Genomic DNA, 6,050 nt, shown 5'->3' with positions numbered 1-6,050 from the left:
TCTGCGATTGGCGCGATTGGCGGCTTCTTTATCCCGAAAGCGTTTGGTACCTCGCTGGCCTTAACCGGCTCACCGGTTGACGCGATGAAAGTCTTCCTGATCTTCTATATCGCCTGTGTGATTATCACCTGGTTGGTATACGGACGACATTCGAAAAAATAAAAACAGCAGTCATGTATTCCCCATTGCGCGGCGTTAGACCGCGCTTATTTTTGCCTCTGATTAGTTACAACATGCTGTTGGTATTATTGTCACGTCGCTCTGTCAGTTCGTTGCGAAAAGAGGTCAACCAAGAGGGCATACCTCTTAATACCCACTCGTTAAGAATTTAACATTTACGGAAAATACGATTGAAAAAATAAGCTTTAAAAACAGATGGATATTGTTAAATGCCCAATCCTCCGAAAGGGGTATTTCAAAAATTACCCTCCATTTTCATCCCTGTATGCCTTGATCGTTATCAATTCTCACGACCTTTCAGAGCGTTACCTTCGCTCTCAATCAAGCAATGTCGATTTATCAGAGAGCCGTCAGGCTCCACAGGAGAGAACCGATGAGTAAATTCCTGGACCGGTTTCGCTACTTCAAGCAGAAGGGTGAAACCTTTGCCAATGGGCACGGCCAGCTTCTCGAAACCAACCGGGACTGGGAGGATGGATATCGCCAGCGTTGGCAGCACGATAAAGTTGTGCGCTCAACCCACGGGGTTAACTGCACCGGCTCATGTAGCTGGAAAATCTACGTTAAAAACGGTCTGGTGACCTGGGAAACCCAGCAAACCGACTACCCACGTACCCGTCCGGACATGCCAAACCACGAGCCTCGTGGCTGTCCGCGTGGTGCGAGTTATTCCTGGTATCTCTACAGTGCTAACCGACTGAAATACCCGCTGATGCGCAAACGTCTGATGAAGATGTGGCGTGAGGCGAAAGTGCAGCACAGCGATCCGGTTGACGCCTGGGCGTCCATCATCGAAGACGCCGATAAAGCAAAAAGCTTTAAACAAGCGCGTGGTCGCGGTGGTTTCGTCCGTTCTTCCTGGCAGGAAGTGAATGAGCTGATTGCCGCTTCTAACGTCTATACCGTGAAAACGTACGGCCCGGACCGCGTGGCGGGCTTCTCGCCGATCCCGGCGATGTCGATGGTTTCTTATGCGTCCGGCGCGCGTTATCTCTCCCTGATTGGCGGCACCTGCCTGAGCTTCTACGACTGGTACTGCGACCTGCCACCGGCGTCTCCGCAGACCTGGGGTGAGCAGACCGACGTGCCGGAATCCGCTGACTGGTACAACTCCAGCTACATCATCGCCTGGGGATCTAACGTTCCGCAGACCCGTACGCCGGATGCTCACTTCTTTACCGAAGTCCGTTATAAAGGCACTAAAACCGTTGCGGTAACGCCGGACTACGCTGAAATCGCCAAGCTGTGCGACCTCTGGCTGGCGCCGAAGCAGGGCACCGATGCGGCGATGGCGCTGGCAATGGGTCACGTCATGCTGCGTGAATTCCATCTCGACAATCCGAGCCAGTACTTTACCGACTACGTACGTCGCTACACCGACATGCCGATGCTGGTGATGCTGGAAGCGCGTAACGGTTACTATGCCGCGGGCCGTATGCTGCGCGCTGCTGACCTTGTGGATTCACTGGGCCAGGAAAATAATCCGCAATGGAAAACCGTTGCCATTAACAACAATGGTGACATGGTTGCGCCGAACGGCTCGATCGGTTTCCGCTGGGGTGAAAAAGGCAAATGGAACCTCGAGCAGCGCGATGGTACGACCGGTGCCGAGACAGAACTGCAATTGAGTCTGCTGGGTAGCCAGGACGAGATCGCCGAGGTGGGCTTCCCGTACTTTGGTGGTGAAGGCACCGAGCACTTCAATAAAGTCGAACTGGAAAACGTGCTGCTGCACAAACTGCCGGCTAAACGTCTGCAACTGGCAGACGGCACAACGGCGCTGGTTACCACCGTCTATGACCTGACGATGGCTAACTACGGTCTGGAACGCGGTCTGAACGATGCCAACTGCGCCACCAGTTATGACGACATCAAAGCGTATACCCCGGCGTGGGCAGAACAGATTACCGGCGTACCACGTGCACAGATCACCCGCATCGCGCGTGAGTTTGCCGACAACGCCGATAAGACGCATGGCCGTTCGATGATCATCGTCGGTGCCGGTCTGAACCACTGGTATCACCTCGATATGAACTATCGTGGTCTGATCAACATGCTGGTGTTCTGTGGCTGTATCGGCCAGAGCGGCGGTGGCTGGGCGCACTATGTCGGCCAGGAAAAACTGCGTCCGCAGACCGGCTGGCAGCCGCTGGCGTTTGCCCTCGACTGGCAGCGTCCGGCACGTCACATGAACAGTACGTCGTACTTCTACAACCACTCCAGCCAGTGGCGCTATGAGACCGTTACCGCGCAGGAACTGCTGTCACCACTGGCGGACAAATCGCGCTACAGCGGTCATCTGATTGATTTCAACGTGCGTGCTGAGCGCATGGGCTGGCTGCCGTCCGCACCGCAGCTTGGTACCAACCCGTTGACTATCGCCGAAGACGCGAAGAAAGCCGGGATGACGCCGGTGGAGTACACCGTCAAATCACTGAAAGAAGGTTCGATCCGTTTCGCGGCCGAGCAGCCGGAGAACGGGAAAAACCATCCGCGCAACCTGTTCATCTGGCGCTCCAACCTGCTGGGCTCATCCGGTAAGGGGCATGAATACATGCTGAAATACCTGCTGGGAACCGAACACGGGATCCAGGGGAAAGATCTGGGTCAGCAGGGAGGCGTGAAGCCGGAAGAAGTGGAATGGCAGGACAACGGTCTCGACGGCAAGCTGGACCTGGTTGTGACGCTGGACTTCCGTCTGTCGAGTACCTGTTTGTACTCCGACATCGTGCTGCCAACGGCGACCTGGTATGAAAAAGACGACATGAATACCTCGGATATGCATCCGTTTATTCATCCGCTGTCTGCGGCCGTTGACCCGGCCTGGGAATCGAAAAGCGACTGGGAAATCTACAAGGCTATCGCGAAGAAATTCTCAGAAGTCTGCGTGGGGCATCTCGGGAAAGAGACAGATGTCGTCACGCTGCCGATTCAACACGATTCTGCCGCCGAACTGGCGCAGCCGCTGGACGTGAAGGACTGGAAAAAAGGCGAATGCGATCTGATTCCGGGCGTCACCGCGCCGCACATTATGACCGTTGAACGCGATTACCCGGCGACTTATGAACGGTTCACCTCGATCGGCCCGCTGATGGAGAAAATCGGTAACGGCGGTAAAGGGATCGCCTGGAATACCCAGAGCGAAATGGACCTGCTGCGTAAGCTCAATTACACCAAGGCAGACGGCCCGGCAAAAGGCCAACCAATGCTCAACACCGCCATTGACGCGGCAGAGATGATCCTGACCCTGGCGCCGGAAACGAACGGCCACGTGGCGGTAAAAGCCTGGGCCGCGCTCAGCGAGTTTACCGGACGCGACCATACGCATCTGGCGACCAATAAAGAAGAGGAAAAAATCCGCTTCCGCGATATCCAGGCGCAGCCGCGTAAGATCATCTCCAGCCCGACGTGGTCCGGTCTGGAAGACGAACACGTCTCTTACAACGCCGGTTACACCAACGTACATGAGCTGATTCCGTGGCGTACGCTGACCGGTCGTCAGTCGCTGTATCAGGATCACCAGTGGATGCGTGATTTCGGCGAAAGCCTGCTGGTTTACCGTCCGCCTATCGACACCCGTTCGGTGAAATCAGTGATGGGCGAGAAATCCAACGGTAACCCGGAAAAAGCACTCAACTTCCTGACGCCGCACCAGAAATGGGGCATCCACTCTACCTACAGCGACAACCTGCTGATGCTGACCTTGTCGCGCGGCGGCCCGATTGTGTGGATGAGTGAAACCGACGCCAAAGATTTGGGCATTGAAGATAACGACTGGATCGAAGTGTTCAACAGTAACGGTGCCCTGACGGCGCGTGCGGTGGTAAGCCAGCGTGTTCCGGCCGGGATGACCATGATGTATCACGCCCAGGAACGTATCGTGAACCTGCCAGGGTCTGAAATTACCCAGCAGCGCGGCGGGATCCACAACTCAGTGACCCGTATTACGCCAAAACCCACTCACATGATTGGTGGCTATGCGCAACTGGCCTACGGCTTTAACTACTACGGCACCGTCGGTTCAAACCGTGATGAATTTGTTGTGGTACGTAAGATGAAGAACATTAACTGGTTGGATGGCGAAGGCAATGACCAGGTACAGGAGAGCGTAAAATGAAAATTCGTTCACAAGTCGGCATGGTGCTGAATCTCGATAAGTGCATCGGCTGCCACACCTGTTCTGTGACCTGTAAAAATGTCTGGACCAGCCGCGAAGGGATGGAATACGCCTGGTTCAATAACGTGGAAAGCAAGCCTGGCGTTGGTTTCCCGAATGACTGGGAAAACCAGGAGAAATGGAAGGGCGGCTGGATCCGTAAAATCAACGGCAAACTGCAGCCGCGTATGGGGAACCGTGCGATGCTGCTCGGTAAAATTTTCGCCAACCCGCATCTGCCGGGAATTGACGACTATTACGAGCCGTTTGACTACGACTACCAGAACCTGCACAACGCGCCGGAAAGTAAGCACCAGCCGATTGCCCGTCCACGCTCGCTGATTACCGGCAAGCGGATGGACAAAATCACCAGTGGTCCGAACTGGGAAGAAATTCTGGGTGGCGAATTTGAAAAACGCGCCAAAGACCAGAACTTCGAAAACATGCAGAAGGCGATGTACGGTCAGTTTGAAAACACCTTCATGATGTATCTGCCGCGCCTGTGCGAGCACTGCCTCAACCCGGCGTGCGTGGCGACCTGCCCGAGCGGCGCCATCTACAAGCGTGAAGAAGACGGCATCGTGCTGATCGACCAGGATAAGTGCCGCGGCTGGCGGATGTGCATCACCGGCTGTCCGTACAAAAAGATCTACTTCAACTGGAAGAGTGGGAAGTCCGAGAAGTGCATCTTCTGTTATCCGCGTATTGAAGCTGGCCAGCCAACCGTCTGTTCCGAAACCTGCGTGGGCCGTATTCGTTATCTCGGCGTACTGCTGTATGACGCAGATGCGATTGAAAGCGCGGCGAGCACCGAGCACGAAAAAGATCTGTATCAGCGCCAACTGGATGTTTTCCTCGATCCGAACGACCCGGCGGTCATCGAACAGGCGCTGAAAGACGGTATTCCATTGAGCGTGATTGATGCCGCACAGCAGTCGCCGGTTTATAAAATGGCGATGGACTGGAAGCTGGCACTGCCGCTGCATCCGGAATATCGCACGCTGCCGATGGTATGGTATGTGCCGCCGCTGTCCCCGATTCAGTCGGCGGCGGATGCGGGTGAACTTGGCAGCAACGGCATTCTGCCGGACGTCGACAGCCTGCGTATTCCGGTTCAGTACCTTGCTAACTTGCTCACCGCAGGCGATACCCAACCGGTGCTGCTGGCGCTGAAACGGATGCTGGCGATGCGTCACTATAAACGTGCGGAAACCGTTGACGGTAAAGTGGATACCCGCGCGCTGGAAGAGGTGGGCTTAAGCGAAGCTCAGGCGCAGGAGATGTACCGCTACCTGGCGATTGCCAACTACGAAGATCGTTTTGTCGTACCGAGTAGCCATCGTGAACTGGCGCGTGATGCGTTCCCGGAGAAAAGCGGTTGTGGCTTTACCTTCGGCGACGGTTGCCACGGTTCTGACACCAAATTCAACCTGTTCAACAGCCGCCGCATTGACGCCATCGATGTGACCAGTAAAACGGAGCCGCACCAATGATTGAACTCGTCATTGTTTCGCGTCTGCTCGAGTACCCGGATGCTGCCCTGTGGCAGCATCAGCAGGAACTGTACGATGCACTCGCGTCATCTGAAAATCTTGATAAAGAGGATGCGTATACGCTCAGCGTTTTCCTGCGCGATTTAACCGCGCAGGAGATGCTGGATGTGCAGGCCAACTACAGCGAACTGTTTGACCGCGGTCGGGCAACCTCGCTATTG

The 6,050-nt window shown here is 55.2% G+C and carries 2 protein-coding genes and 2 pseudogenes; all 4 read left to right on the top strand.

Annotated features, from left to right (window positions below; all coding sequences use genetic code 11):
- Positions 1-162, top strand: a pseudogene (locus AB7E14_RS19245) (nitrate/nitrite transporter); the annotation flags it as partial.
- A gap of 391 nt (positions 163-553) precedes the next feature.
- Positions 554-4,297: a nitrate reductase subunit alpha gene (locus AB7E14_RS19240; protein WP_316961723.1), complete on the top strand. Its 3,744-nt coding sequence runs from the start codon at positions 554-556 to the stop codon at positions 4,295-4,297.
- On the top strand, positions 4,294-5,829 hold the full coding sequence (narH, locus tag AB7E14_RS19235) for a nitrate reductase subunit beta (protein ID WP_044327858.1): 1,536 nt from the start codon (positions 4,294-4,296) through the stop codon (positions 5,827-5,829). The genes AB7E14_RS19240 and narH overlap by 4 nt, the downstream gene beginning before the upstream one ends.
- Positions 5,826-6,050, top strand: a pseudogene (locus tag AB7E14_RS19230) (nitrate reductase molybdenum cofactor assembly chaperone); the annotation flags it as partial. The gene narH and the pseudogene AB7E14_RS19230, both read left to right, overlap by 4 nt.

Origin of the sequence: Citrobacter sp., from assembly GCF_050252275.1 — a bacterium.
Lineage (GTDB): Bacteria > Pseudomonadota > Gammaproteobacteria > Enterobacterales > Enterobacteriaceae > Citrobacter_A > Citrobacter_A amalonaticus.
Note: the sequence above shows the minus strand (reverse complement) of the source record. Positions and strands in the feature narration are given on the sequence as shown.